We start from the raw sequence: 25,205 nt of genomic DNA, 5'->3' as shown, positions 1-25,205 counted from the left end.
AGCAAAAAGGTGCAATTCGTGGTGCACAAAATCGGCCCCAAACAGAAAAAGGCTTACGTCTGTTGACGTAAGCCTTTGAATTAGCTGGCGGAAAGGAGAGGATTCGAACCTCCGATAGCGTTAACTATACACGCTTTCCAGGCGTGCTCCTTAAGCCGGACTCGGACACCTTTCCGCTTGGGAGAAATGTATCTATCTAAATCACTACCGCTTGGCAAGCACTTTTTTAATTTTTTTAAAAATAATCAAAAAAATAAAGCTATACCAGTTAACAACTTGGAATAAAAAACAACACGCAATAAAATTCAAAGAAAAGTTAACAGGAATAAACCTTGGCCCAAAAAAGCGATGTAACATACTACAGGAAAATAAAAGTTCCCCGCAACCTCAGGCTGCGGGGAACTTCTCTTTAACCGATATATGAGAAAGACTAGTCTTTGGCTCTAGGAAACCCGGTCATGATGCTGAGAACCGCGACTACTGCAAGAATGAAGCAATAGTGCATGTTGCCGATTATCTCCAAAGGTGAAAGCCCGGAAATGGACCCGGCCAGCAGGACCTGTGCCCCGTAGGGAATAAGTCCCTGAACAACGCAGGAGAAAATATCCAACAGGCTTGCACTGCGGCGGGGATCAACATTATGACTTTCTGCAATCTCCTTGGCCATGCCCCCGGTAAGGATAATGGCTACAGTGTTGTTGGCAGTACAAAGGTCAGACATTACTGAAAGAGCACTGATACTGAACTCACCGGCCTTGGTGGACTTTGTGCCCTTGGTCAGCTTGCCGATAAAATTGATGATGTAAGTGATACCGCCATGGAACTTAATCAGCTCCCCAAGCCCGCCTACAAGCAGGGACAACACAAGGATTTCCTGCATTCCGGTAAACCCTTTGTAAATATCCTGAGAAAAAGTAAGCAGATTAAAGCTGTCCATTGCAATGAAGCCGACCAATCCGGTAAAAACAATACCCGCGCCGAGGACGACAAATACATTTATGCCAAGAACAGCCATCACAAGAATGGTTATGTAGGGAAGCACCTTGAGCAGACTGTAGCCACCGTCAGCAACAACCTGACCGCCCTCCCCGGCAATATACAAAATAACGACAGTTATAAGTGCCGCCGGTAAGGCTATAAGCAGGTTCATCTTGAATTTATCGCTCATTTTACAGCCCTGAGTGCGGGTTGCAGCGATGGTGGTGTCGGAAATCATGGACAGGTTATCCCCGAACATGGCTCCGCCCACAACAGCACCCATGAGCAATGCGGAAGGGATATCTGTCTTTCCGGCAACACCTACGGCAATGGGGGCAATGGCAGCAATTGTACCCATGGAAGTACCCATCGCTGTGGCGATAAATGCGGCGATAACAAACAGTCCGGGCAGAACCATGGAAGCAGGGACAATGGACAGCCCAAGATTAACAGTGGATTCAACGCCGCCGATGGATTTGGCGACCGCTGCGAATCCCCCTGCCAGAAGGTAAATCATACACATGGTGATGATGCCCGGCTCCCCTGCACCGCGCAGAAAGATATTAATCTTATCGTTAATCTTATCTTTTCCCATCCATATGGCCCACGCAATTGCGGGAAGAATGGCAACAGTTGCGGAAAGCTGATAAAAAGCCATGCTGGTTCCGTTCATGGTCAGAAAAAAACCGGTACCAATAAATATTACCAAAAATAACCCTAGCGGCGCTAGAGCCAATCCGTTTGCTTCCTGTTTCATAGCACTATATTCCTATATAAAGAGTTAGACATATAGTCCGTTCAAAAAAATCTCCGCATGGCGGAGCGATTGTTCGAACTGTTTTTTCATATAAGCGAAGTAAACAGCTATTTTTAGGTAAAAAAAGCAATTTTTTTGTAAAATACTACACCTTCGCGTTAACGAAGGTACAAAATGCTCATCTTTTGACGGCTGTGTCAACTAAAAGAGCAAAAGTTTTTCTTAAAGTAATACATTAAAAAACTCCCCCTGCGCAACAGACACAAGGGGAGTTTGTACAATTATTCATGACTGAAAATCAGTACTCTATTTCCACAGCAGAAGAGGCGCGGATAGCACGGGCTTTCGCATCATCCACGTCTTCCCCAAGGGCAAGAGCTACGCCGAGACGACGAACACCATCACACTCCCCTTTACCGAATATGAGCACCTTGGTATCCGCTTCTTCAAGAGCTTTATCCACGTTGGCAAAGGCCGGGGCTTCGGATTTCCCATTGGAAAGGATAACACAGGAAGCAGCGGTTCCGTACTGACGGATTGCCGGAACAGGCAGGCCAAGTATAGCTCGTACATGGAGCGCAAACTCGCTGAGGTCCTGTGAAATTACGGTAACCAGTCCGGTATCATGAGGACGCGGGGAAACTTCGCTGAAAATGATTTCCTCACCTTTCACGAACAGTTCCACGCCAAAGAGACCTCTGCCGCCAAGAGCATCGGTAATCCTGAGAGCATAATCCTGCGCTCTGGCAAGAGCAGCTTCGGACATGGGCTGAGGTTGCCATGATTCACGGTAATCACCATCGTCCTGACGGTGACCGATGGGAGCACAATAAGATGTGCCTCCGGCATGACGCACGGTGAGCAGAGTGATTTCATAATCAAACTCTACAAAACTCTCCACAATGATGCGCCCTTCCCCGGTTCGGCCACCGGACTGGGAGTAATCCCATGCATGATCAATGTCCGCTTCGGATTTCACTGTGCTCTGACCTTTACCGGAAGAACTCATAACCGGTTTGATTACACAAGGAATACCGATTTCCTTCACGGCAGCAAGATATTCTTCCTTGGTATCAGCAAACTTGTAGGGGGATGTTTTCAAGCCGACTTCCTCAGCTGCAAGACGGCGGATACCTTCACGGTCCATGGTCAAGCGGGTAGCGCGGGCAGTCGGTACAACATTGAAACCTTCCTTTTCAAGCTCCAACAGAGTCTCGGTAGCAATGGCTTCAATTTCCGGTACGATAAAATCGGGTTTTTCAGCTTCAACCACACGGCGCAGTGCAGCAGCATCAAGCATGGAAATAACATAGCTGCGGTGAGCCACCTGCATTGCCGGGGTATTTTCATACCTGTCCACAACAATGACTTCAACGCCTAGGCGCTGGGCTTCAATGACAACCTCTTTACCAAGTTCACCACCGCCGAGCAGCATCATTTTGCGGGCGGAAACGGTTCCGGCAGTTCCGAGAGTGACCATAGATTATTCTCCGTAAACTGTTTTTTGTCTTGTGGGATATATCTCTTGTTTGGGTGTGTTTCTAGTCTCACAAGGCCGAGAAAAACTCAAGTTATTAGATAGCGCTCAACCGAACACCGAAAACTCTTGCCTCTTCCTCTTGTCAGCGATATTCCCCTGATGTATTTTGTATTTCAATATGTTCAGCCTGCATAAGGAGCATCTACATTAATGGATAAGAAAAAAATCATCCTTGCTGCCAGCGGAGCCAGCGGAACAGTTTATGCGGTCAAGCTGGCCCGGTGTCTGGGCGGGATGGATAATATTGAACTGCACCTGATTATTTCTGATGCAGCACTAAAGGTGATGGAACTGGAAACAGATTTCAAACCGGAAGAGCTGACCGGAAATGCGGATTTCGTATACAGACAGGACAATATTGCTGCTCCTCCTGCAAGCGGTTCGTGGCGCCATGCGGGAATGATCATCTGCCCCTGCTCCATGGCCACGCTGGCAGCTGTAGCTCAAGGACTCGGTAACAACCTCATTCACAGGGCCGCAGATGTCTGCCTCAAGGAACGGAAAAAACTTATTCTCGTCACCCGTGAGACCCCGCTGAACCTTATCCATATCCGTAACATGGAGACCGTCACCCTTGCCGGAGCCACGGTAATGCCCGCATCACCGGGATTCTACCATGCACCCAAAAGTATCGATGACATGGCGGCACATATGGCAGGACGAATTCTTGAACAACTGGAAATACCCCACTCCCTGTACCGGGCATGGGGCGAAGACTCTTTGAGGTAAGCTATGAAACATACTATCACTTGGAACGGTCATTCAAACTTTAAAATCCAGTCTGACGACAAAATTCTTATCATCGACCCTTTTTTTGAAGGTAACCCCAAGGCTTCAAGCTCATGGGAAGCCATTAAAAAAGCAGATGCGGTGCTGATAACCCACGATCACGGTGACCACATCGGGCAGGCGGTGGAAATATGCAAAGCAACCGGAGCCACGTTGGTCTGCATCTTTGATCTGGTGGAAGCAATGGTTGGACAAGGCGTTGACCAAAACAAAATTATCGGCATGAACATCGGCGGTACAATTTCCGTGGCCGGAATCAAAATCAAAATGGTGCAGGCCATGCACTCTTCGGCTACAGGAAATCCGGCCGGATACATTCTCACTTACAAAGATAATTTCTGCCTCTACTTTGCAGGAGATACCGGTCTTTTTGCCAGCATGGAACTATTCGGCAAGCTGCATGATATTGATGTTGCCCTGCTGCCCACCGGAGGCTGGTTCACCATGGATTCAAAAGATGCCGCCTACGCCTGCAAACTGCTCAATTGCAAGACCGCCATCCCCATGCATTACGGCACATTCCCTATTCTGGAACAAAATGCCGTAAACTTTAAAGAAGAATGCGCAAAACTGGCGCCGGACTGCAGTGTAGTTGAATTGGAAATTGGTAAAGAACAAGAAATTTAAGCACATTCCAGCGACTCTGAGTCACGACAGATGTTGCGGCTCGACGCAAGGCTTCCGGCGGACTGCCCGGAAGCCCAGAAGGACTGTCGGCAGGATCAGCAAGGACCGCCGGAGATATTCATGAAATTAGAATTAACTGATAATCAACCTCTGGCTGATCGTATCCGGCCAAAAAGCATTAACGAATTTGTCGGACAGGCCCATATTCGAGAAAGGGTCGAGGCTTTTGAACGCTCTAAGAGACTTCCAAGTTTATTACTTTTCGGGCCTCCAGGCTGCGGAAAATCAACACTCGCACTATTGCTGGCTAAATCCACGGGCCGACATTTTATGCGCATCAGCGCCCCAGAGTCCGGTATTGCAGCTTTGCGTAAGCAATTGGCCGGCATGGACATTCTCATCCTTGACGAACTGCACCGTTTTTCCAAATCCCAGCAGGATTTTTTCCTGCCCATTCTGGAATCCGGGGAAATCACCCTGCTGGCAACCACCACAGAGAACCCATCCTTCAGCGTAACCAGACAACTGCTTTCAAGGCTGCATGTCCTGCGCTTGAGAACACTCAGCAAGGTAGATTTGCTGGCTATCTGCAATCGCGCCTGCGAAGAGCTGGAAGTAGAGTTAAGTGAAGAAAGCCTGAATCTGATAACCTCCATGGCCGGTGGTGACGGGCGTGCCCTGCTTAATCTTCTGGAATACACTTCGCAATTACCGGAAGAAAAACGTAAAGCTGAGAATCTACGGAAAGTTTTACCGGAAACAGTCATTCGCGGTGACCGGGACGGAGATTCGCATTACGAACTGGCCTCAGCGCTCATCAAATCCATTCGCGGAAGCGACCCGGATGCGGCAGTTTATTATCTGGGCTGCTTGATTGAGAGCGGAGAAGACCCGAAATTCATTTCCCGCAGACTGATTATTTCCGCAGGTGAAGATATCGGGCTGGCTGACCCTTATGCCATGACCATGGCGGTCTCCTGCCAGCAGGCAGTTGAATTTATCGGCATGCCGGAAGGATTTATCCCACTTGCTGAAGCCGTGATTTATCTGGCTCTTGCACCCAAAAGCAACAGCACCTATGCGGCCTATCACACCATAAAACAGGAAATCCGTCAGAACGGCATGCTCCCGGTCCCCCTTCACCTGCGCAATGCCACCACCAACCTGCAAAAGGAATGGGGATACGGCCGAAATTATCTGTACCCTCATTCTTACCCCAATTCATATGTTGAGCAGGATTACCTGCCACCGGAAATAGCGGACCGTATGTTCTATGACCCCAAGGATCAGGGAGAAGAGCCGCGTTTGAACGCATGGCTGAAAGGCAGACGCAGACCTCGTCAGGGCAGAAAACGTCCGGAACCTAAAAAATGGGGTAAGTAATAAGGCACACAAGCAATTTTGTTGCCTAGGATCCTGCGGGAGTGTATGATTCATTCAAACTCCCATAAGGATGTAAAAATGCCTTCTTTTAATTCTATCATTGTTGAAAACATAATTGAAAGCATCGATGTCGGGATAATGGTTATTTCCCCTGATGGAAAAATCGTTTTCCTGAACTCTGCTGCCTGTGAAATTCTCAATTTAGAAATAGAAAAACACCTCGGCTTCGGCTGGGGTGAACTTTTCATAACTGACGCCACATCCAATGCTGAATTCAATCAGGTCATCCTTGATGTCATAACCGAGCAGAAAGCCGGTCTTAAGCATGTTGTACCCTATACAATTAAAGACCGGAAATGCCCGAAAAAATTATCCATAACATCCTCCTATCTTACAGAAGATGACAAGATAATAGGACTTGTATTTCTTTTTGAAGATATCACTGAAATTTATAATGCAGCGCAACGTGAAAAAAAAGCATTGTCACGCAATGCTGAATTGCAAAAGGAAAGGATAGAAGGGCTGGATTCTCTTTCTCAGGCTGTAGCGCATCAGGTTTTAAACCCCACTACAGTTATAGGAGGGATGGCTAATCTTATTTCCCGCAAACTGCCACAGGAAGATCCTTTGCAGCTCGAGTTGAAAATTATTTCCGAAGAAGCCATGAAGTTGGAAGGATTGGTTGCGGCGGTAAAAGCATATTCCAACATACCAAAACCATACCCATCCGAAATAAATACAGTAGAGCTTTTCAACAATGCACGGGAAAGTGCAAACCTGATACTGGAACGCACCGGAGAAAAAATTGAGATGAAGCTGGATTGCACAGTAGAAACAATTACTGTGGGTAAAAGATTATTCCAAGCCGCAATAGTTGAACTGTTACTCAATGCCAGCAACTTTACCCCTGAAAAAACAACTGATGTGACAGTTACGGTAAAAAGGATAGAGCATACCATCCTGATCAAAATAATTGATCACGGAATAGGAATCGAGCCACACGTCATAAATCATGTGCTGGACCCCTTCTTTTCCACCAAGGCCAAAGGGGTTGGCATGGGCCTGGCTCGAGTAAAGAAAATAGTCTTTGAACATCAGGGCAAGCTTGATATTGAAAGCCCCGGATCAGGTAAAGGGACAACTGTTACAATTGAACTTCCATGCCACGATGCTGAATGCTGCTCAATAAACAACAACCATTAACTGAAAAAAGTACTGAATAATTCTTTAATCTGGTAATCATAATTTTCAACGATTTTTTTCAAATCTTCGACATCAATATCCAGCAGCTCCCAGACTTCTTCATCCACACCCGGAAGAACATACATGCCTCCATCGGCAATCCCGACGGCCAGGGCAAGGTTGTCTGCCACCTGCAGTATGCAGGCTTCTTTTTGCATTTCACATTTACCGGGCGCATGGAGACAACTAATAATTTCTGTTAGAGCCGGTGGGAAATTCCATTTTTCAAGCATACAGCGGGCAATCTGGGTATGGTTGAACCCAAGAATCATGTCTTCAGCCTCCACCAGAGGAATGAAATTTTCACGGGCGAAAAGCATAGACTGCACCGCACTGTAAGGCATTTTTTTGTACAGGACCAGACGACCAACATCATGAAGAAGTCCGGCAGTAAACATGATCTCAGGGACTACGCCATCAACCTTTTCAGCGATGATTTTTGAAAAAACCCCGCAGGTGAGTGAGTGCAACCAGAAAGTACGCATATCAATCAACTCGGGAGGAATATCCTTGAAATAACCTATCGTGGAAAGACCGAGAGCAAGGGTGCACAATTCTTTACCGCCGATCAGGGCCACAGCGCGGACCAGATTGTTGATTTCAGAAGGAAACCCGTACAAAGGACTGTTGACCAGTTTCAGTAGCTGGGTGGAAAGCCCCACGTCCAGCCCCACAACTTCGGCAATATGTTCGGCAGTACTTTTAGAATCCTCAACAACATCTTTTACTTTAAAAAAGATATCAGGAAAAGAAGCGACCTTGAGTTCAGCATCAACGATATCTTCAAAAGTGCCTTCGTCACGAAAAAAGAGATCCCGCATTCCATCAAGGACTGCTACGTGCTGTTCGTCTTTGGTGGGCAAGCGCCAGCCTTCCATTATACGGAGAGCTGTTTTGTAAACGGCAACATCAAACATGTGCATGATTACCGGATCATCATGGTTGACGAACATAAAATAATCACGGGTATAAACAAAAGCTTTATCGATACTTTCTTCATCCGGCTCAGCTCCTCCGGAAGGAAGAATCTGTACAGACTCAATACCCTGATTTTTAAAAACTGAAATAATCTTGTTGGTCAGAACAGATCCTGCAGGCAGGAGCATTCTACCACCTTTTTTTAAGTCTGCAGCTAAAATCATTCCCGGCTGGACGTTTTCAATGCTCACTGTTTGCATATATTTCCTCGCTATGTTGAACGGCAGAATCAAATTTTATGATACGTAATAGTACCTGCATGCTGCTTGGGTTTGAACTTGTCGGTTACGGCGTGTAATGCTTCGGAGTGTCCCACATACAAGTGTCCGTTATCAAGCAAATTATGATGAAAACCATTTAAAACTCTGATTTTCATCTTTTTATCAAAATAAATGATCACATTTCTACAAAAGACAACATGTGATCTGGGAATCCTTTTAAGATCACGGTCAAGGTTGAGGTTGATTTTTCCGAACCTTACAAGACGCTTGATCTCAGGCTTAATCCTGAAAACATCATTTCCCCGATCCTCGAAATATTTAGAAATGATGTACGGAGGGGTGGTTCTTAATGAATACCGGGTGTAAATACCTTTTTCAGCCATCTTTAAAACGTTGCTGGAAATGTCGTTAGCGGTGATCATAATTCGCCACTTGCGGATATCGTCTTTAAGGGCTTCATGCAAAATCATGGAAAGAGTGTATGGTTCCTCGCCCGAAGAGCATCCTGCTGACCATATTTTTATTTCTCTGCGTCCTGATTTAATCCCCTCATCTATAATTTTTTTCAAGGTAAAATTTCTGAACACCTTCAACTGTGAATTATCCCGAAAAAAGCTGGTTTCATTGGTGGTGATCAATTCAGTGAGCATCATCAGTTCTTCAGTCTTACCTTTAGGATGCTTTTTTAAATAATCCAAATAATCTGAATAACTTTTAAACTCCAGTTCAGAAAGACGGGGAGCAAAACGGTTCTCAATCAAGAACTTTCTGTTGTCCTGTAAATAAATACCGGACAACTCATAAATAATATCTCTAAGTTCCAGAAACTCTTTTTGAGTAATCTTGATATTGCCGCTAAAACCTTTTCCTGAAAATAAAGCACTCATACAACTAGCTCATAAGTATAAAATCATTTTATAGACAGACCTGATCATATTCCATACTAAATCAACATAGAATAGAGGAAGTTGAAGAATCACCTCTTATATGTTTTCTTCCATTCATCAAGAAAAAGAACAGCTGTGTCCAAAGGACTCAGCTGTCCCTGCTGCGCCCTGACAGCGGCTACCAGGTCATCGAATCCAACATTGGCAGGCAATCCCAACTTGGAAACTAAACTGACAATATCATTTTTCAATTCTTCTGGGAAATTATTGTCAAAAAGGGTGTCGGTTTTCCTCTCTGCCGGCCAATCCGAAAATTGCTGCTCAGTAAAATCAATCAGTGACTGCATCCGGACTTCATATGTATGATCTTTAAGCACCCTTTCCCGGGATCTTTGCGTGACTGCCTCACGCTCTTCAGGGTGGCTCAAAAAATATTCTATTTTTCGATCCAGATCATCAAGATCCTCAAAGTGGGCCAGTTCGCCATCATCAAAGGCTTCGGACATCAGCGTCCGTTTATCCACCAGTTGAAACGCTCCGCAGGCGGCAAGCTCAAAAGTGCGCGGGTTGATGAAGTCCCCGCCGCCGACCAGCTCACCTGCGTTGATTGATGAGTGAAGATTTAGGTTGATCTTGGTCCCGTTGAAAATTTTTACGCATTCTTCAGATGAAACCCGCCGCCCGCCAAGCTGGACATAAGGTTCAAGCACATGATCACCGTCCCATTCGGTACCCCATATTTTCAAGCCGTGATGAATAAGCTTGCGGAAGGCCAAACGCCTGTTGGGATAACCTGCGCCCATGAAAGACACATCCCCGCCGTACTTGCGGGCATCTACAGAATTAAGTTCCTCAGGCTTGTGAAAGTCAGGATGGGCCGCCAGAGGCAGATAAAGCGAATTTTCTACCCCGATCTGTCTTAATTCACTTATGAAAGGTTCTTTCTGAATTACAGCAAAAACATCATAGAACGGCGCAAAGGATTGCCAGTACGTAAAAAGACGAAAATCTTCAACAAACCACATGGCGGTCTTAACATTATCATTGCGCATTCTTTTAAGCGCCTGATGCGTCAACGGTGCCTGCGCCATGGCCAGAACCATATCCGGCTCAAAGGTTTCAACTTTTGCCAGCACAGCCTGCGACAGCATATTAAGGTAGCTGTTACGTAAATACTGGTGCCGGTCAGAAGTGACTTTTAAATCATCGATAGCGGTATATGCACCATAAAAATCAGGAGCTTCAAATGTTTCAACCAGATGCCCCATTTTTTGCAGCGCAGAAACACAAAACCGCCCCACAGGGAGAGAGCCGCCATAAAGAGGCAAAACAACCAGAATACGCAACACCTTATCTTTATTCATAATAAAACCTTTTAAGGAGTTATCCAGTCTTTATCTTTGTAAAATTTTTCCGCCAGATCAGGAAAAGGCCCTTCTTCACCAATATCCAGCAGTCCCAGATGGCAACCGATGAACCTGCGTAAACGTTGTCTACGCTCCCCCGTGGGGTCGTTTCCTGCTGCAAGAACGAACTGCGTTCCCAGAAAATCGCAACCGGATTCAAATACTGAAAGACCTTTTGGAAGATGATCACGGTTGCGGGTAACTACATACCGCGCTGCATAAGGGTCGCTAAACGGTTTCAGGCAATTCATATCATTATAGCAGGGCTGAGCTTCAATGCACGGGGAACAATCAACATCCGCCTGCAAAACAGTGTGTCCTTCACCGTAAGGACCTGTTTCAGAACACCATGCTGAAGAAAGAAAACACCCCAGAACAGGAACTCCCATATGAGCAGCCAGATGCATAGTACCGGTATCCGGGGTAATCAGAAGATCCAACCCGGCAACAGCATCGGCAAGTCCCGCCCAGTCTGTTTCACCTGCGAGATTGACCGCATTCTCAGCTACTGCAGCAGGAAATTTAGAAAGCAGTTTCTTGCCTGCTTCCCGTTCACCTTTGCTGCCCAGCAGAAAAATATTCTTGTTTTTATTAACGGAACGAGCAGACAGGACCAGTGGAGCCAGTACATTGTAAGGAAGTGACCGCCTGCTCTCGCGTCCTGCAAGAACAACCCCGATTCCTCTCCCACCGGGAGAAGCGGCGGGATTAACATCCGCTACCGGGATCATGTCCGGACTGAGTGCCGCCCAGTAATCCACCAAATTGATATTATTTCGCCTCTCCGCTGCAAGCCGGAAAGCCAGTTCAAACCATGCTTCTTTCATGGGTTGCCCATGTATGCGTTTATGTCCCTTGACCCTTGCCGGATCAAACATCGAAGACAGTGCATAATTCATGGTCGAAAAATTCAGATTGTACACTTCAGTAAAATCTATCTCCGCCAATTGTCTGAAGACCTTATAGTTGACCGGCAGTACTGAATCTTTACCCTGTCCCTCTATCCCGCTACCATGCGCAATCAGGGGGTGAATTTCACAATAAGGATAAATAATCCGGGCCAATCCTTCCAGAGAACGGTCTATACACAAATGGACCGTGAAGCCGCGCCGCTGTAGAGTCAGCACCAGACGTTTGGTCTGAACCAGATCGCCGAATCTTGTCAGTTGTATAACCAGAGCCCGTTTCATTTAAAAAAAGTATCCTTGCAAAGGGTTGATTTTTTGAATTATATATTTTTATCAGCACTTTGTCATTTTACAATACACATACACTTTTGTTATGCAGGACTTCTATGACCTACTACCCTATTTTTCTCAAAGTGAAAAACCGCAAGTGCCTGCTGGTCGGTGCCGGAGAAGTAGGTGTCCGCAAACTCAAGTCGATACTTGAATGCGGTCCCGCTGAAATTTCCGTACTGGATACAGCTGCCCCCGGTCTGGATATGCTTGAAATAAGCCATGATCCACGGGTAACTTTTGAACAGCGTCCGTTCAGGGATAATGATCTGGACGATGTGTTCATGGCTTTTGCCTGCACCAGCAATACGGAAGTCAACCGGCGCATGGCCGATCTCTGTGCTGAAAAAAATATCCTCTGCAATATCGCCGACTTTCCCGAAGGAAGCAACTTTATTGTTCCCTCGGTAATCAGGCAGGGGGATTTAACCTTGGCAGTGTCTTCCGGGGGAGCAACCCCGGCATTCACTAAAAAAATCCGCCGCGACTTGCAGGATATTTTCGGCCCTCACTATGCTGCGTTTATAACTTTAATGGGAAGAATAAGACCGCTGGTCCTTGACCTCGGCAAGGAAACAAGCCACAACACCGCTTTGTTCAGACAGCTTGTTGCCTCTCCGATTCTGGATGAGCTGGAAGTTGGAAACGTGGACCGGGTAAAGGATGTTCTGGCCGAAACCCTGCCCCATGAACTTGTTCCCCGTATACCGGAGTTAATTGATGACCTTATTTGAATTATTCCAGTACATAATTATCGCCCTCTATCTTGCGGGCACGGTTTGTTTTTTCATCGGAAGTCTCAAGAACAACAAGGTATTGGGAAAACTGGGCAACCTTTCCGCTGTTGGCGGTTTTGCCCTGCACACCATTGATCTGGCTCTTGCTGTGACCCTGTACAAGGGAACTGTTCTAAGCGACGGTTACTTTTATTTCAGTCTGCTGGGCTGGAGTTTCATTCTTGTCTACTTCGGGCTGTGGTGGAAACTGCGCAGTACTTTCTTCGCGCTCACCGCTTCACCGTTCGCCCTGCTGCTTTTTATTATCTCACTTGCATCCCAGAGCCTGAAGGTCACCATACCCGCACATCTGGCCGGGCTGTTCATCGGCCTGCATATCGGAACCATTTTCGTCAGCATCGCGCTTATGGCCATGGCTGCCGGGGCGGGAGTTGCTTTCCTTTACCTGAACAACAAAATAAAAACCAAGGCAAACCTGACCGGAATGGGCAAGGAAATGCCTTCGCTTAATACCTTCGACAATGTAAACCATTGGTCGATTATCATCGGATTCCCTCTCTACACTCTGGGACTTGCCGCCGGATTCCTCTGGGCCCGGGCTGCTTTTTCCAAAATGTTCTCATGGGACCCGAAAGAAATTGTTACTTTAGTAGTCTGGTTTCTTTTCGCTTTTGTATTTCATCAGCGCATCATGGTGGGCTGGAGAGGTAAGAAACCGGCAATTCTGGTGATCATCGTTTTCATAATCACCATGATTTCCCTGTGGGGCATCAACTTTTTTGTTCCCACTCACCATAGCTTTAAAGTCTGATATGGACCATAATATTTACCTGATCGGCCTGAACCACCGCTCCGCCGGAGTGGATGTGCGGGAACGCTACGCCCTGACTAACGTGGAAGAGTTCGAAGTCGGCCTTCTCGAACGGGGAGTGCGTGAAGTAATGGCCTTATCCACCTGCAACAGAGTAGAAATACTCGTTGTCTGCTCCCCGGAAATTACACGGACCAATATCCTTGCGTATTGGGCCGAAAGATGTTGCGGTTCTGTCAGTGAGCTTGAACCCAACAGCTACTGTCATGAAGGATTAGGCGCTGTGAAGCACCTTTTCCGGGTAGCCTGCAGTCTTGATTCCATGATCGTGGGCGAGCCCCAGATTCTGGGTCAGCTTAAAGATTCCTACCGCAAAGCAGTGGATGCCGGTGCAGCACGGGTCATTATCAACCGCATGCTGCACAAGGCCTTTTTTGTTGCCAAAAGAGTTCGCACGGAGACTTCCATAGCCTCCAGCGCGGTTTCCATCAGTTATGCAGCCGTTGAACTGGCGAAAAAGATTTTCGGTGAATTGCAGGGCCAACGGGCCATGCTTATCGGAGCCGGAGAAATGGCAGAACTGGCGGCGACCCATTTGCTGAACTGCGGTGTGGAAAAGATATCCATTGCCAACCGCACCTTCTCCCGTGCAGAAGAACTAGCCCAATGCATGGGCGGAACAGCGGTTGCTTTTGAAAATCTTTACGACCATCTGGCGGAGACTGACATCATCATCAGCTCTACAGGCGCGCCCCATGCCGTCATCACTGCCAAAGAAATGAAGAAGGTCATCAAGAAACGAAAATTCAGACCCATGTTCTTCATCGATATCGCCGTCCCCCGCGATATTGATCCGGACGTAAACGGTCTGGACAACGTATATCTTTATGATATCGACGACCTCAAAGATGTTGTTGAAGAGAACAAATCCCAGCGTGAGGATGAAGCTGTCAAAGCCAACTCAATTGTCGAATTCGAAACCCTTTCCTTCGGTAACTGGATTAATTCTCTCGACCTGCAGCCGACCATTGTGGATCTTTTCAACCGCAGTGAGAGTGTGGCCCAGCAGGAGCTGGCCAAGACACTGAAACGGCTCGGCGATGTGGATGCCAAGACTCACAAGGCTCTTGAAACCATGGCCATGTCCATAGGCAAGAAACTTTTGCATGAGCCTGTGGCCTTCCTCAAGCGACGCACCGAAGAAGAAGGCAAAGCGGATGAATTTGTTGACCTTGCCCGGCGCATGTTCAACCTTGATAATGAGACAATTCCTGCGGACGCTCATTGCGGACGGAAGAAAAAAAATGATCTTGAGAACTAAAGGACTGATTCATGAGAAATTACCTTCTTGAAGATATTTATAACGAAGACCTGACTAAAATAGTCGATGCTCTTAAGGAAATCGGCTTTTCCGGGCCTATCGACGATATTTTTTATCTGCCCATTCCCGAAGATCTTCTTCAGGATGTTCAGAAGGAACATCTCGGTGAATGCGGTCCCTACTTCATGGCCCTTGAAGTCATGGAAAACAGCATGAAAATTGAGCTGCTGGTTCGTGCGCAGAACAAAATCCGTTGCGAATGCGTAGCCTACGCCACCGCGGAACAGCGCAACCATATGCTCGACTACATGGATAAAGTCATCATGGATCTCGGTGTGCATTTGTAAAAGGCATGCCTCCGGCGGCTCTCCGAGGGCCAAAGAAGCTTTTTGTAAAAAGTTTCTCTGGACTCTTCAAAAACTTTTAATTGGCTTCGCCGTGCTTTTAACCAAATGGGATCACTACCAAAATCAATTCAGGAGCTTAATCCGAGGTTAGCCCGGTTATGTCTGAATATTGAAAAATTTGGTAAACAGAAGTCAGGGAAAGATTTTACAGCCTCCACCATGCTCGTCGGCGTATCCGGCGGTATTGATTCTACTGCCCTACTGATTATTGCTACCCTGCTCGCCCGAAAATCGGGGGGCAGGGTTTTTTGCGCCCATGTGGATCATGGCTTGAGAGATGAGTCTGCCGGAGACGGGGCTTTTGTAAAGGAACTGTGCGAGCGGTTGAATGTACCGGTGGAATTTCTCAAGGCCGACGTAAAGGGCTATGCCGAAGAGCATTCAATAGGTCTTGAAGAGGCCGGACGTATAATCCGCTATGATTTTTTCAGTAGCTGCCTGGATAAATTCGGTGCGGACTTTCTCCTTCTGGCCCATCATCTGGGAGATCTGGCAGAAGATGTGGTTATGCGGCTGATTCGCGGCACCGGCTGGCCGGCCCTTGCCGGGATGGATGCGTATGATCCGCAGCGCAAACTGCTACGCCCGTTGTTATCTACTGATAAAAGGGAACTGGAAACTTTTCTGCATGCAATCAACTGCCCGTGGCGGGAAGATGAGAGTAATACCAGTGAGGCATACACCCGTAACAGAATCCGCAACAACATTATGCCCCTGCTGAATGAAGAGAATCCCAATCTTGGTGCGGGGCTGCTCCGGTTAAAAAATCAGGCTGAGCTTGATGAAGATTTTTGGAAAGATCAGGTTACGGAAATTTTAAGTCTGGCTGAACAGAATGATAACGGAATTGAATTATCTTGTTCAATTTTGAACAAATGCCATCCTGCATTAAGACTTCGTATTTATAAGAAGATTTTAGACGACCTTGGACCGGGACACGCCCTTTTCGATTCAATTATGAATCTTGATCAGGCATATTCTGCACGTAAATCAGGAACCACCTGTCAATTTCCGGGAAATAAGGTTGTTAAAGTCCGTAAAAAAGGACTGTTATTCAAAGTTAACTAGGGCATTGACAGCGACGACGGCAAGGTTTAGAACTTTGTGAAATTTGTTACTAATTCTTTAGGAGGACAACAGTGAATATTCTTATTTTTGGACCCAACGGTAGTGGTAAAGGTACTCAGGGCGCTCTCGCAAAGAAAAAATACGACCTCGATCACATCGAGTCCGGCGCTATCTTCCGTAAGCATATCGGTGGCGGCACCGAACTCGGCATGAAAGCTAAAGAGTACATCGACAAAGGTGAACTCGTTCCCGATGATATCACCATTCCCATGGTTCTCGACGTTCTCCAGTCTTCCGGCGAAAACGGCTGGCTGCTTGACGGTTTCCCCCGCTCCATCGTTCAGGCTGAAAAGCTCTGGGAAGCTCTTGAAAAAGACGGCGTAAAGCTCGACTTCGTTATCGAAATCCTGCTTCCCCGCGAAGTTGCTAAAAACCGCATCATGGGCCGTCGCCTCTGCGAAAACGATCCTAACCACCCCAACAACAAATTCATCGACGCTATCAAGCCCGACGGAGACAAATGTCGCGTATGTGGCGGTGCTCTTTCCGAGCGCGCTGATGACCAGGACGAAGATGCAATCAACAAACGCCACGACATCTACTACGATGATAACACTGGTACTATTGCTGCTGCATACTTCTACAAAGATCTGGCTCCTAAAGCTGGCTTCAAATACATCGAACTCAATGGTGAAGGCACCATCGACGAGATCAAAGAAACCCTCATGGGTCAGCTCGTTTAGTTCGAAGTTAGCCGAAAATAAAAAAAGCCCGCAATCATTCCTGATTGCGGGCTTTTCTGTTTTTAATTAACTGAACTTTTTTTAAGACCTGCTGCCAAAGCCAGAAGTCTCCTAATCATCCTCAACAATAATTGTCGGGAACATTCCTTTCTTTTCTCCGCTAAGGTAAGGCTGGAACAAATTGTAGGAAACATACTGTGTTTTCTGAGCATGCCCCCTGCTTTCCGGCTTACCGTTATATCTGGCACCGTTATCCACAAGTATATGCTCGATACGGTTCTGAAAATCTCGGACAAACGCGGCTCCGTCTCCGCTGAATCTCATTCTGTCTATGCTTATTTCCTTCAATTTAGCAAATTCAGCAAGTGACATGGAGTTGCTTGCTAGATCACTCTGCTTGGTAATATATCCCCAAGCTATGGTTTCATCCGGGATATCAATGGGCTCTGAAGCATGTATAATTGTGTGCGGCATGATGATTGAGCCAGACCCCACAGATACTTTATTCTCTTTGGTTCCATACAGAAAAGAATTAAACCCGATAAACACTTTTTCATCGATATAAGAATGAACAAGCTTACCACCGTGAGCCACGACGACCAGCCCTGCAAAATGAGTATCCACGATAAAACTGTTTTCCTGAGCATTAGACCCGGTTCCAAGCACTGAATTTTCTATATATGCCCGCTGAGCCACAAGGCAGTTTTCACCGATATCACAATCACCTCTGACTACCGCATAACGGCTCACAAAAGCGTTAGCCGGAACCCATACAGGATATTTAGGAGCCAGAGAATCATACACAGGCAAAAAATCATTCCTGCGGTTTTTAAGAAAATCAGCAAATAAACCGACAAGTTCACCATTATGATCCCAGGATATATATTTTTCAAGAATAGCTTGAGGATAACGGTAAGCAAATTCATATTTTCCGTCAGCCTTGATCCAGATACGACCAGGATCGAGACACATCTTGGCAAGGTCCCCGGCTTGAACATAACTGTAGTCACCGACAATGCAATTATGCATTACGGAAAGGTCCACCGTGGCGAAAGCTCCAAGATAGGCCCCTTCAGTAGTTGTTCCATGAATATTGGCGTAATGCATGGAAACAGTATTTTGGATTCGAAACAATTCCGGAATTTCGGGATTGCGGGAATGATTATGAACTAGTGTTTTATACAAGAAACTGTTTACAACCAGAATGATTTCATCTCGGTAAAGTTCTGTCTTAATACCTCCGAACTCAACTTTAGTTCCGGCCGCCTTGAGTTCATCACCGCGAATATCACTTCTGATAATGATTGAACGGTCGACATCACATTTTCCAAGAAAATATGATCCGCCAAGATTACTTTCCCGAAACCGGAAATAAATGGGATGGTCAATGGAAAGCGCATAATAGGCATAGTCTGAAGCCATCTCATTGTCTTCCAATGTGGTTCTCAGTACCTGCTCTATATCCAACCCCATGGGCCTGAGGTTTATATTTACCCTTGATATAATATGATTGATAAGTTTTTCGACTTTTTTCATCTCTAACCTCATTTCAGCCGGACGAAAGCCCGATCATACCGGGAATTTACCGGATTGCCTGCTTTATGTTCAAAACACATGCCGCAGAATTTTATTTTTAAAAAGGTACCTTTTACCCCTTCACCGTTCAATAGAAAAAAGTCGTAATTTTTAATTAAATCTCAAAAAAAGACCCACCCGAGTGTTAAATACTCAGATGGGTCGAAATATATAGCATTCTTTGCAACTACAGTAGAAAGAATCCTGCAAGTCCCAAAAGCGAAAGGAATCCGAAACTATCCGTTATCGTCGTCAGGAAAATGGATGAAGCCTGCGCCGGGTCACGTCCGAATTCCTTAAGAATAATCGGAATTGCCCCCCCCACAACAGCACCTAACACCATATCAATAAACAGCGCCCCGGACATAACCATAGCCAGCGTATAATTACTGGTCAGCATAAAAACAGCGCCGAGCACCAACAGGGCAATACAGATGCCATTGGCAAGGCCGATTTTAAATTCACGCAGAACCGCTTCCCATGATTTTTTGCGGTCAAATTTTTCAGTTGCAAACTGCCTGATCATGACCGCAAGGGCCTGCTGTCCGGTATTACCTGCCTGGTTGGCAACAATGGGCATCAATACGGCCAAAATAGCCATTTTAGCGATATTGCCTTCAAAAAGATGGACCACCCATGCGGAAACAGCGGAGTTTGCCACGTTGATAATCAGCCACGGCAAACGTTTTTTCACCGAATATCCCCACGGGGAATCAACGGTTTCGTCAGTACCCGCACCAACCATTGACTGCATATCTTCGCTGGCTTCTTCATTAATAATGTCAATGACATCATCAACAGTAACAACACCGATGAAACGATGGTCAAAATCGGTAACAGGCATGGCCAGGAAATTGTAGTGCGCGATGAGCCGGGCAACTTCCTCTTTATCCACATTGTAGGTAACGGAAATTAAATGCTGGTTATGAGTCAGGTCGGTAAGCATTTTACCGGCACGAGAGATAAGCAGGTCACGCATGGATACAACGCCAACCAGTTGATTACGGCGTCCAACCACATAAGCATAATAAGGGATACTTTTGTCTTCAACTTCCTTACGGATAGCGGCAATGGCCTGATCCACGGTCATGTTATCTCGGACAATGGCTACCTCGGTGGTCATTACACCACCTGCGGTATCAGGATCGAAAGTCAGCAGGGTTGAAATTTCTTCCCTGTCCTCGGCTTTGATCTGACGCAGGAGGGTTTCCCGCAGATCATCATCAAGGCCCTCAAGAATGTCCGTGGCATCATCCGGGGACATTATCTCAAGGATACGGGCGGCCATGCCTACATTAAGCCTTTTAATCAGCTCCCGTTGGTCGTATTCTTCCATCTCGGCAATGGAATCTGCGGCATCACGGATAGGCAGCTGTTTGATAAACTTGACCTGTTCTTCAAGGCCGAGTTCTTCAATATGGTCTGCAGCATCCGCAGGGTGCATAGCATCAATAACACGCTGATCAACTTCACCTGCGCGCCCTTTGCCGTGTTCCTGCCACCGCCGGAGTGGTTCGGGTATTCCTTTTGGATTCGCCATGGCGCTTCAACTATACCAAATAGACCCAAAGGTCAAAATTTATCACCTTGAAACAGTTGAAAAATTAGTTTGTGAAATCCTTCTCAGCCCTTGTGCTGCCTCACAAAACGGGATACGAAATTTCGTTACATGACCTCAAACAGAATGTTACAAAATATTAACAGGAATCATATGAGTAAAAACACATTTAATGATTTTTTTCAGGCCGAAGCAAAAATGTTTCTTCTGGCCACTATACGCATAGCTTTAAGCGAAGACGGCCCTGATCTGACCTCTATGGGCCTGTTTGAGCAGGACGATATTGCCACTGCTCAGATCATTGCTAAAGAAGATACTGTAATCTCCGGACTGCCCCTCATTAACTTGATTCTTGAATTTGCAGATCAGGAAAACAAGTGTCAGGTGCATCTTAATGTTGATGAAGGAGAAAAAATCTCCAAGGGTACGCTCATCGCGGCCATTCAGGGACCTGCCGGCCTGCTCCTCAAGGCGGAACGGGTTATCCTGAATTTCATCTCCCACATGTCCGGAATAGCGACAGAAACCCGTAAATACGTAGACGCGCTGGATCATTGCGAGACTATCCTCCTCGATACCCGCAAGACCCTGCCCGGCCTGCGTTATCCTGAAAAATACGCTGTCCTTTGCGGCGGAGCGAAAAACCACCGCCTCAACCTGGTGGAAATGCTTATGCTTAAGGACAATCATATTGACCGCGCCGGATCAATCACATCCGCCGTGGAAAAACTGCGTGCCAAATATGGTGATGAATGTCCGCCCATTGAGGTGGAATGCCGTAATCAGGAAGAAGTGGATGAAGCAGTAGCCACAAAAGTCGAGCGCATCATGCTCGACAACATGACCTTTGACGAAGCAAAAGCTGCCATCGCCACTATTCCCGATGAAATTGAAACCGAGATCAGCGGAAACGTGACCCTTGAAACCATTGCCGCTCTTGCAGAAGCGGGCCCGGATTATATCTCAGTGGGCAGGATCACCCACTCCGCCAAATGCTCCGACATGAGCATGCAGATCATACCAATGTAGGTTATACTTTGATGTATTCAGAGATAATTGCTGAACAAAAGAAGAAATACGGAAAAAGACTGGCGATTCTGGGACACCATTACCAGTCTGATGCGATAATAGAACATACCGATCTCAAGGGCGATTCTTTGGAACTGGCCCGCCAGATCGAAAAGCTGGAAGCAGAATACATTGTATTCTGCGGTGTCCACTTCATGGCTGAATCCGCTGCAATTGTGCGCCGGGAAGACCAGAAGGTCTATATTCCCGATGCCAGCGCGGGGTGCGTCATGGCCAATATGGCCCCGGCATGGCTGGTGGACAAGGTGCTCACCAGACTCATCAATGAGACTGGACGAAAAATAATTCCGCTTGCTTACGTAAATACCCCCGCAGCAGTAAAAACAGTCTGCGGTAAACACGGAGGCACGGTCTGCACTTCCGCCAATGCCGAAAAGATGCTCCGCTGGGCACAGGAACAAGGGGACGCAGTCCTCTTCCTTCCGGATAGGAACCTCGCGCTCAATACTGCGGAAACCCTCGGTATCCCTCCTGAGAAGAGCATGATCCTCAACGTCCGTTCTCAAGGAGACCAGATTGACGTTGCGGAAACCACGGACAAGGAACTTCTCATCTGGCCCGGACTCTGTGCCATTCACCAGCGTTTCAAGCTGGCCCAGATAGAAAAATTCCGTGCAGAATATCCCGGCTGTAAAGTAGTTATTCACCCCGAATGTCCGCCGGAGCTCGTAAGGGCTTCAGACGGAGCTGGTTCGACTTCATATCTCATTAAATATGTTGATGAAGCCCCTGCGGGTACAACGATAGTCGTCGGTACGGAAACAAACCTTGTACTCAGGTTGAAGGAAATGTTCCCTGAAAAAAACATCATACCGCTAGGCATCAGCTATTGCAGCAATATGGCTAAAATTACTGAAAAAAATCTTGCTGAGCTTCTCCAGAATCTGGAAACCGCTCCTTACGAGGATGTTTCAGACGACATAAGGGAACCGGCAAGACTGGCTCTCGAAAGGATGCTCGAAGTCTGCAAATAAATTCTACAGATTGAACCTTTAGCCGGAACCTGTAAAGGCTGCCGTAAAATGAGATATTAGGCATGCAAGAAAACCGGATAAAAACTGAAGTTTTAATTATCGGATCAGGTATCGCCGGGTGTATATCAGCTCTGACGATAGCAGAAAAAGGTATTGAAGTAACACTCTTAACTCCGGGAGATGACCTCTTTACCGGTAACACAAGGCTGGCCCAGGGCGGCATTGTCTATACCGGACCGGATGATTCACCCAAGCTACTGGAAAAGGATATTTATACCGCCGGTTGGAATTACAACAATAAAAAAGCGGTGCGGGCATTAGCTAAACAAGGACCTGAGATCCTGAAAAAGCTCCTGCTGGAAAAATATCCCGTTGCTTTCCATAAAAAAGATGACGGAGAATTCAGCCTGACCAAAGAAGGCGGCCATGCTGTCAACCGCATCCTCTATTGTGCAGACCATACCGGACAATCGATCATGGATGTGCTTACTCAATATGTGGCTAAACATCCATACATCCGGGTCTGTGCCAACAGGACCGCTATCGATCTTTTAACCAACCATCACCATGCCCGTGACAATGAATTCAGATATTCCCTGAGTAACAAATGTCTCGGAGCCTATGTTTACAATGAATCACTGAATATGGTGGAAACGTTTCTAGCCGATTTCACCGTACTGGCAACAGGCGGACTGGGCCAGATTTACCTGCATACCACCAACACCCCCGGTTCCATCGGGTCAGGTATAGCTATGGCCAACCGCGCCAAGGCAAGGGTGATCAATGCGGAAATGGTTCAGTTCCACCCCACTTCCTTTTTCCAACGGGTACGCACAAGAGCCAGCCGCCGCTTCCTTATATCCGAAGCTGTCCGTGGAGAAGGTGCAAAACTTATCAACTGTTACGGTGAGCCTTTCATGCATCGCTACGACCCTCGTGGCGATCTGGCACCCCGTGATATTGTCACCAGATCGATACTTGAGGAAATGCTGCGCACCAAGGAAGAATGCGTCTATCTGGATGCCGCGAACCATGTAAAGCAGGACCTGCCCACAAGATTCCCGACCATCTACGGGAAATGCCTTGATAATGGTATCGATATCAACAACCAGCCCATCCCGGTTGTCCCGGCGGCACACTACTTCTGCGGCGGGGTGCTGGTTGATGAAAAGGGCAAATCCACTCTGGACCGCCTTTATGCCATTGGCGAATGCTCCTGTACCGGTGTTCATGGCGGAAACCGCCTTGCCAGCACCTCCCTGCTGGAAGGAATGCTTTGGGGCTATACATCCGGTGACGATATTGCCAGCCGTCTGGCAAAGAGATCAAAAATTGCCAAGAAATTATTCAATGCTGTACCGGATTGGGAAGCCCCGGGCTCAAATGAAAATGAAGACCCGGCCCTCATCGCTCAAGACTGGGCTTTCATTCGCAACATAATGTGGAACTATGTGGGTATAACCCGCTCCACATCACGTTTGAACCGGGCAATTGGGGATCTTCAAAACCTGAATGGCAATCTGCATTCATTCTACAAGCGAACCCCCATCAGCAGGCCGCTTATTGACCTCTTTCACGGCAGTCAATCAGCGCTGATTGTTACTCTCGCCGCCTTGCGCAACAAAAAAAGCATAGGCTGCCATTACAGGGTAAGCTAAATATGAGCCATCAAAAATTAAGGGCAGTCCTCAGGGGCTGCCCTTAATTTTTACTACCTATTTTTCAACAAATTTTTCTTCAGGAATGGCGTAAAACACACTTTCATCCAGACCTTCCGAATAATGGCCGATCTTGAAGACATAATCCTTCAATTGATTCATCAGCATCAAAGGAATTCCTATAAACTGCTTCTTGGAGTGATAAAAACAGATAGCCAATTGGGGTCGATCCCGTTCAATGACTTCCATAGCACCTTCAAGCATTGGGATTTCCGCATTTTCAATATCGGCAATCAACAAATCCAGTCTGGGAATGGAAAGCCTTCCGGCTTCTTCGGTCAAAGTAGTAAGTTGGACTGTTCCTGTGCTCTGGAAATCCACAGCGCCTTTCACAAAACTGGCGCTGCCGTCATAGGCAAAATCGGCAATAGCTTCACAATTCCAAAGCCCTTTCGGTATTAGAGAAAACTTCCCCGAATCACTCAATTTCGATCGTGCAGCCTCAGCGATAGCTGTATAACCCAGGGGCTCAAAACCATACAGCATCTTCAACTCTTTCAGACCGGACAAAAACAGAGCCTCGCTACCGTCATAAACTCCGGCTTGCACAGCATATTCAACCTTTGAAAGATCTACAAAGTCAAAATAGCTGGAGGTAGTATGCTCAGGGAAAATCTTGGCCGGCTTAAGTTCCTTGAAAATAAAGTTACCGCTATTTTCTGATACATAAACCAGATCCACCAACTCAGAGCCAGCTATCCGAGCCTCACACAAGAACTTAAACAAAGCCCGGTCCGTGTCTGAGTGCAAACTCTTCAGAATAAAATTTATTTCCCCGTTTAAACTGACCAACTCATCCGGCAAAAACTGATAGCCATAAAACTTGGGCCATGAGAACCCGACCGCACTTTCAATTCCCAGTGAATAAAGATTTGTAATTATCTCTGGATAATAACAGGAACATATCAGAATCAGATCATATTCATCCTTGCGGTCGGCAAGGGCCTGCGGAGTAAGAATTTCAAACCCATCAAATGAACCTGACTGATAGGTATCCGCAAAAAATACGACTTCCAAATCGGGACGAATCTGCCGAAGCAGTTTCAAGGATTCCGCTCCGCCTTTACCAACACCATATAAACAGACTCTTTTGTTATACGGTATAGCAGTGTGGTCGATATATCTGATTTCAATTTCGCTCATATAAAATTCAATGAG

General features: G+C 46.7%; 22 protein-coding genes and 1 tRNA gene. 13 read left to right on the top strand and 10 right to left on the bottom strand.

The genetic code is table 11. From position 1 onward, the window contains the following. Positions 1-85: 85 nt before the first annotated feature. The 3 genes from ACKU41_RS01410 to purT all read right to left on the bottom strand — a co-directional run bounded on the left by ACKU41_RS01410 (position 86) and on the right by purT (position 3,215). Positions 86-175 (bottom strand) — tRNA-Ser (locus tag ACKU41_RS01410). Positions 176-430: 255 nt separating this feature from the next. Further along, positions 431-1,735: a Na+/H+ antiporter NhaC family protein gene (locus ACKU41_RS01405; RefSeq protein WP_321403621.1), complete on the bottom strand. Its 1,305-nt coding sequence runs from the start codon at positions 1,733-1,735 to the stop codon at positions 431-433. A gap of 298 nt (positions 1,736-2,033) precedes the next feature. Continuing rightward, complete coding sequence (gene purT / locus ACKU41_RS01400; protein ID WP_321403620.1) at positions 2,034-3,215, bottom strand: formate-dependent phosphoribosylglycinamide formyltransferase; 1,182 nt, start codon at positions 3,213-3,215, stop codon at positions 2,034-2,036. Between the two features lie 210 nt (positions 3,216-3,425). On the opposite strand from purT, the gene ACKU41_RS01395 reads away from it, so the two are divergent. The 4 genes from ACKU41_RS01395 (at position 3,426) to ACKU41_RS01380 (ending at position 7,277) form a co-directional block, all read left to right on the top strand. Continuing rightward, positions 3,426-4,004: a UbiX family flavin prenyltransferase gene (locus ACKU41_RS01395; protein ID WP_319781188.1), complete on the top strand. Its 579-nt coding sequence runs from the start codon at positions 3,426-3,428 to the stop codon at positions 4,002-4,004. A gap of 3 nt (positions 4,005-4,007) precedes the next feature. Next, positions 4,008-4,691, top strand: coding sequence for a metal-dependent hydrolase (locus ACKU41_RS01390; RefSeq protein WP_321403617.1), 684 nt, complete (start codon positions 4,008-4,010; stop codon positions 4,689-4,691). 120 nt (positions 4,692-4,811) lie between these two features. Further along, complete coding sequence (locus ACKU41_RS01385; RefSeq protein WP_321403615.1) at positions 4,812-6,074, top strand: replication-associated recombination protein A; 1,263 nt, start codon at positions 4,812-4,814, stop codon at positions 6,072-6,074. A gap of 78 nt (positions 6,075-6,152) precedes the next feature. Then, positions 6,153-7,277, top strand: coding sequence for an ATP-binding protein (locus ACKU41_RS01380; RefSeq protein WP_319781193.1), 1,125 nt, complete (start codon positions 6,153-6,155; stop codon positions 7,275-7,277). Here ACKU41_RS01380 and ACKU41_RS01375 read toward each other — a convergent pair. The 4 genes from ACKU41_RS01375 to ACKU41_RS01360 all read right to left on the bottom strand — a co-directional run bounded on the left by ACKU41_RS01375 (position 7,274) and on the right by ACKU41_RS01360 (position 11,998). Next, a complete protein-coding gene (locus ACKU41_RS01375; RefSeq protein WP_321403613.1) occupies positions 7,274-8,494 on the bottom strand; it encodes an HDOD domain-containing protein in 1,221 nt (406 codons plus the stop codon). The genes ACKU41_RS01380 and ACKU41_RS01375 overlap by 4 nt on opposite strands. A 29-nt stretch (positions 8,495-8,523) precedes the next feature. Next, the gene (locus tag ACKU41_RS01370; protein WP_319781197.1) at positions 8,524-9,402 is read right to left on the bottom strand and encodes a protein-glutamate O-methyltransferase CheR; all 879 of its coding nucleotides are present in this window, start codon (positions 9,400-9,402) and stop codon (positions 8,524-8,526) included. Positions 9,403-9,491: 89 nt separating this feature from the next. Continuing rightward, the gene (locus ACKU41_RS01365) at positions 9,492-10,766 is read right to left on the bottom strand and encodes a glycosyltransferase (RefSeq protein ID WP_321403612.1); all 1,275 of its coding nucleotides are present in this window, start codon (positions 10,764-10,766) and stop codon (positions 9,492-9,494) included. An 11-nt stretch (positions 10,767-10,777) separates the two neighbouring features. After that, entirely contained in the window at positions 10,778-11,998 is a 1,221-nt protein-coding gene (locus ACKU41_RS01360) for a glycosyltransferase family 9 protein (RefSeq protein WP_321403610.1), read from the bottom strand. Between the two features lie 104 nt (positions 11,999-12,102). On the opposite strand from ACKU41_RS01360, the gene ACKU41_RS01355 reads away from it, so the two are divergent. The 6 genes from ACKU41_RS01355 to ACKU41_RS01330 all read left to right on the top strand — a co-directional run bounded on the left by ACKU41_RS01355 (position 12,103) and on the right by ACKU41_RS01330 (position 17,133). Continuing rightward, positions 12,103-12,780, top strand: a complete 678-nt coding sequence (locus tag ACKU41_RS01355) for a bifunctional precorrin-2 dehydrogenase/sirohydrochlorin ferrochelatase (protein ID WP_321403608.1) — start codon at positions 12,103-12,105, stop codon at positions 12,778-12,780. Next, positions 12,767-13,594, top strand: coding sequence for a cytochrome c biogenesis protein CcsA (locus ACKU41_RS01350; protein ID WP_319781205.1), 828 nt, complete (start codon positions 12,767-12,769; stop codon positions 13,592-13,594). The genes ACKU41_RS01355 and ACKU41_RS01350 overlap by 14 nt, the downstream gene beginning before the upstream one ends. A 1-nt stretch (position 13,595) precedes the next feature. After that, positions 13,596-14,915 carry a glutamyl-tRNA reductase gene (gene hemA / locus ACKU41_RS01345; RefSeq protein ID WP_321403603.1) on the top strand — a complete coding sequence of 440 codons (1,320 nt, stop codon included), beginning with the start codon at positions 13,596-13,598 and terminating at the stop codon, positions 14,913-14,915. 11 nt (positions 14,916-14,926) lie between these two features. Next, positions 14,927-15,262: a hypothetical protein gene (locus ACKU41_RS01340; protein ID WP_321403602.1), complete on the top strand. Its 336-nt coding sequence runs from the start codon at positions 14,927-14,929 to the stop codon at positions 15,260-15,262. Between the two features lie 105 nt (positions 15,263-15,367). Then, a complete protein-coding gene (gene tilS, locus ACKU41_RS01335) occupies positions 15,368-16,390 on the top strand; it encodes a tRNA lysidine(34) synthetase TilS (RefSeq protein ID WP_321403600.1) in 1,023 nt (340 codons plus the stop codon). A gap of 71 nt (positions 16,391-16,461) precedes the next feature. Next, entirely contained in the window at positions 16,462-17,133 is a 672-nt protein-coding gene (locus ACKU41_RS01330; RefSeq protein WP_321403599.1) for an adenylate kinase, read from the top strand. 111 nt (positions 17,134-17,244) lie between these two features. On the opposite strand, the gene ACKU41_RS01325 is transcribed toward ACKU41_RS01330, so the two are convergent. Both ACKU41_RS01325 and mgtE read right to left on the bottom strand, forming a co-directional pair. Further along, the gene (locus ACKU41_RS01325; protein ID WP_321403598.1) at positions 17,245-18,669 is read right to left on the bottom strand and encodes a transferase; all 1,425 of its coding nucleotides are present in this window, start codon (positions 18,667-18,669) and stop codon (positions 17,245-17,247) included. Positions 18,670-18,895: 226 nt separating this feature from the next. Then, positions 18,896-20,248, bottom strand: a complete 1,353-nt coding sequence (gene mgtE, locus ACKU41_RS01320; RefSeq protein ID WP_319781213.1) for a magnesium transporter — start codon at positions 20,246-20,248, stop codon at positions 18,896-18,898. A 171-nt stretch (positions 20,249-20,419) separates the two neighbouring features. On the opposite strand from mgtE, the gene nadC reads away from it, so the two are divergent. The 3 genes from nadC (at position 20,420) to ACKU41_RS01305 (ending at position 23,987) form a co-directional block, all read left to right on the top strand. Further along, the gene (gene nadC, locus ACKU41_RS01315) at positions 20,420-21,295 is read left to right on the top strand and encodes a carboxylating nicotinate-nucleotide diphosphorylase (protein ID WP_319781215.1); all 876 of its coding nucleotides are present in this window, start codon (positions 20,420-20,422) and stop codon (positions 21,293-21,295) included. A gap of 11 nt (positions 21,296-21,306) precedes the next feature. Beyond that, positions 21,307-22,329, top strand: coding sequence for a quinolinate synthase NadA (gene nadA / locus ACKU41_RS01310; RefSeq protein ID WP_319781216.1), 1,023 nt, complete (start codon positions 21,307-21,309; stop codon positions 22,327-22,329). Positions 22,330-22,391: 62 nt separating this feature from the next. After that, positions 22,392-23,987: an FAD-dependent oxidoreductase gene (locus ACKU41_RS01305; RefSeq protein WP_321403594.1), complete on the top strand. Its 1,596-nt coding sequence runs from the start codon at positions 22,392-22,394 to the stop codon at positions 23,985-23,987. 57 nt (positions 23,988-24,044) lie between these two features. Here the strand turns inward: ACKU41_RS01305 and ACKU41_RS01300 are convergent, their stop codons facing one another. Beyond that, positions 24,045-25,190 carry an FkbM family methyltransferase gene (locus ACKU41_RS01300; RefSeq protein ID WP_321403592.1) on the bottom strand — a complete coding sequence of 382 codons (1,146 nt, stop codon included), beginning with the start codon at positions 25,188-25,190 and terminating at the stop codon, positions 24,045-24,047. Positions 25,191-25,205: the final 15 nt, after the last annotated feature.

The sequence above is a fragment of the Maridesulfovibrio sp. genome (assembly GCF_963678865.1).
Lineage (GTDB): Bacteria > Desulfobacterota > Desulfovibrionia > Desulfovibrionales > Desulfovibrionaceae > Maridesulfovibrio.
This window is presented reverse-complemented; position numbering and strand designations above follow the sequence as displayed.